The organism is uncultured Nitratireductor sp., from assembly GCF_913053745.1.
Lineage (GTDB): Bacteria > Pseudomonadota > Alphaproteobacteria > Rhizobiales > Rhizobiaceae > Nitratireductor.
In genome coordinates this window covers 1-2,746 of sequence record NZ_CAJXGF010000259.1, presented here as the reverse complement: position 1 = coordinate 2,746, position 2,746 = coordinate 1, and the positions used below count along the sequence as shown (strand labels likewise).

Genomic DNA, 2,746 nt, shown 5'->3' with positions numbered 1-2,746 from the left:
AAACAAAGAGAGCGAAAGCGCGGACGGTGAGTGGCGAACAGGGAAATCAGGGACTTGCACAAATGCCGGCGATAAATAGCGGCATCCTTCTCCCCGCCTGCGGGGAAAGAGGTCCCGATGTCGGTGGAGCCTGTTCGGCGTGTTACCGCGGCGGTGTGCCGTTCTCGGCCAACACCGCGCCGATCAGATAAAGCGATCCGCAAATGAGGATGCGCGGCGGCGGCTCCGTGCCATCGCGACCGGCATCCAGCGTGTCGCGCAGGAGCTTCAGCGCATTGGCGACCGAATGCACCGGTTCGGCGGACAGCCCCGCCTCCATCGCGCGCGCCGCCAGCTCCGCGTTCGGGACGCCGGCATCGCTCGATTCCACGGGCACCGTGTAGACATGACGCGCCATGCCCTCAAAGGCGCGGAAATAGCCGGTCTGGTCCTTGGTGTTGATCATGCCGGCAATCAGGAAAAGCGGACGCGGCGACCGGTCCTCTTCGGCAGCAAGCGCTTCGGCGATCGCTTCGCCGGCACCGGGATTGTGTCCGCCATCGATCCAGATTTCGGAACCCACGGGCGCCAGGTCCGCGAGCGCTCCCGCTTCGAGCCGCTGCAAGCGCCCGGTCCAGACCACGTTTTCCATGGCCGTCTCCGCCACGCGCAGGCCAACGGGAAAGCCCGCCGCCTTGACAGCGGCGATGGCGGCGGCGGCATTGGCAAGCTGATGCCGGCCGGTGAGCCGGGGCAGCGACATGTCGAAAAGCCCGTCATTGTCCTGGTAGATCATGCGGCCGTTTTCTTCGAAGGCGAGGAAATCCTCGCCATAGACGGTCAGCGGACAGGAGAGCCGCTCCGCCGTGTCGACGAGCACCTCGCGCGCCGCATCGAAGGGCTGCTGGCCGACAACGACCGGGCAGCCGCGCTTGACGATGCCAGCCTTCTCGGCCGCGATCAGCTCCACCCGGTCGCCCAGATAGGCCTCGTGGTCGAGTGAGATCGGCATGATCAGGCTGGCCGCTGGCTGGGGAATGACATTGGTGGCGTCGAACCGACCGCCCAGACCGACCTCGACAATGGCCACATCCGCCGGATGTTCGGAGAACAGAACGAACATCACCGCCGTGAGGATTTCAAAGACGGTGATCGTCTCGCCCGCATTGGCTTCGGCCACCCGCGCAACCGCATCGGCCAGAACCGCATCCTCCACCAGCCTGCCGCCGCCCTCGGCTCCAAGGCGGTAGCGCTCGTGCCAATTGACCAGATGCGGCGAGGTGTGGACGTGAACCACCCTGCCCGACGCTTCGAGAACGGCGCGCGCGAAGGCCGTTGCCGAGCCCTTGCCATTGGTGCCTGCCACATGGATGACGGGCGGCATGTTCAGGTGCGGATTGCCCAGCCGGTCGAGCAGGCGCGTGACGCGCTCGAGCGAAAGATCGAACCCCTTGGGATGGAGCGAAAGGAGACGCTCGATTTCCCGCTCGGCGGAGAGAATTGTCATAGCGGTCTTAATCCGAAGGACACGTCATTTAGCCGGCTATCGCGATGCGGCTCATGCCTTCGGTTGCTCCACCTGAGCTTCGGTCGTCTCGGCGGGAACCGGCGCCGTCTCGGCTTCTTCCGCCGGCGCGTCCTCGACGATCTGCGGCGCGGCTTCGACCTTCTCCTTCAGAAGTATCTTCAGGAAACGTGCGATGGTTTCCTTCATCTGCAGGCGCGAAACCACCATGTCGACCATGCCGTGGTCGCGCAGGTATTCGGCGCGCTGGAAACCTTCCGGCAGCTTCTCGCGGATGGTCTGCTCGATCACGCGCGGGCCGGCAAAGCCGATCAGCGCGCCGGGTTCGGCGATATGAACGTCGCCCAGCATGGCGTAGGACGCCGTCACGCCGCCGGTCGTCGGATTGGTGAGCACGACGATATAGGGAAGACCCGCTTCCTTCAGCCGATCGAGAGCAACCGTGGTGCGCGGAAGCTGCATCAGCGAAAGGATGCCCTCCTGCATGCGCGCACCGCCCGATGCCGCGTAAAGCACCAGCGGCAGCTTGCGCTCAACCGCGGTCTCGAAGGCACGCACGATGGCCTCGCCGGCGGCCATGCCGAGCGAGCCGCCCATGAAGGCGAAATCCTGGACGGTGGCGAGCAGCTCCAGACCTTCCACGCGGCCGACCCCGCTCAGCACGGCGTCTTCCATGTTGGTCTTGGTCTTGGCATCGCGCAGGCGATCGGTATAGCGGCGCTCGTCGCGGAATTTCAGCGGGTCGGCGACGACCTTCGGGCTTTCCAGCTCTTCGTACGCGCCGTCGTCGAAGAAGGATTTCAGCCGCTCGCGAGCGGAAATCTTCATGTGATGACCGGAGGAGGGAATAACCCAGAGATTGTCTTCCAGGTCCTTGTGGAAAACCATCTCCCCGGTCTCGGGATCCTTGATCCAGAGATTCTCCGGCATGTCCCGGCGGCCGAGCATCGAATTGATCTTCGGCCTCACATAGCTGGTGATCCAGTTCATTCCATATGCCTTCTTTTCTTCGGGATGCCAAGGATGCGCCGATTATCGGGCAACAGCAAGGCGGGCTTCCCGCACCCCGTCCGCCAGCCCTTTGACGAGGGTTGCGACGGCCTCGGCGGGGTCTTCGGTCCTGTTGCCGTCGGCGTCGTAACATTGCGCGATTGCCGCCACAATGGCACTGCCGACGACAACGCCATCCGCCGCCTCGCCTATGGCCCGCGCCTGACGCGCCGTCTTCACCCCGAAGCCGAC

General features: G+C 64.5%; 3 protein-coding genes. All 3 read right to left on the bottom strand.

The features are described 5' to 3' along the window. Window positions 1-142: 142 nt before the first annotated feature. On the bottom strand, window positions 143-1,486 hold the full coding sequence (locus QZ638_RS23150; protein ID WP_295815099.1) for a folylpolyglutamate synthase/dihydrofolate synthase family protein: 1,344 nt from the start codon (window positions 1,484-1,486) through the stop codon (window positions 143-145). Between the two features lie 51 nt (window positions 1,487-1,537). Then, window positions 1,538-2,494 (bottom strand): acetyl-CoA carboxylase, carboxyltransferase subunit beta, encoded by a 957-nt coding sequence (accD, locus tag QZ638_RS23145; protein WP_295815096.1) that lies wholly within the window; start codon window positions 2,492-2,494, stop codon window positions 1,538-1,540. 42 nt (window positions 2,495-2,536) lie between these two features. Then, window positions 2,537-2,746, bottom strand: a 210-nt coding sequence (locus tag QZ638_RS23140; RefSeq protein WP_295815092.1) for a tryptophan synthase subunit alpha, incomplete at its 5' end; no start/stop codon positions are given.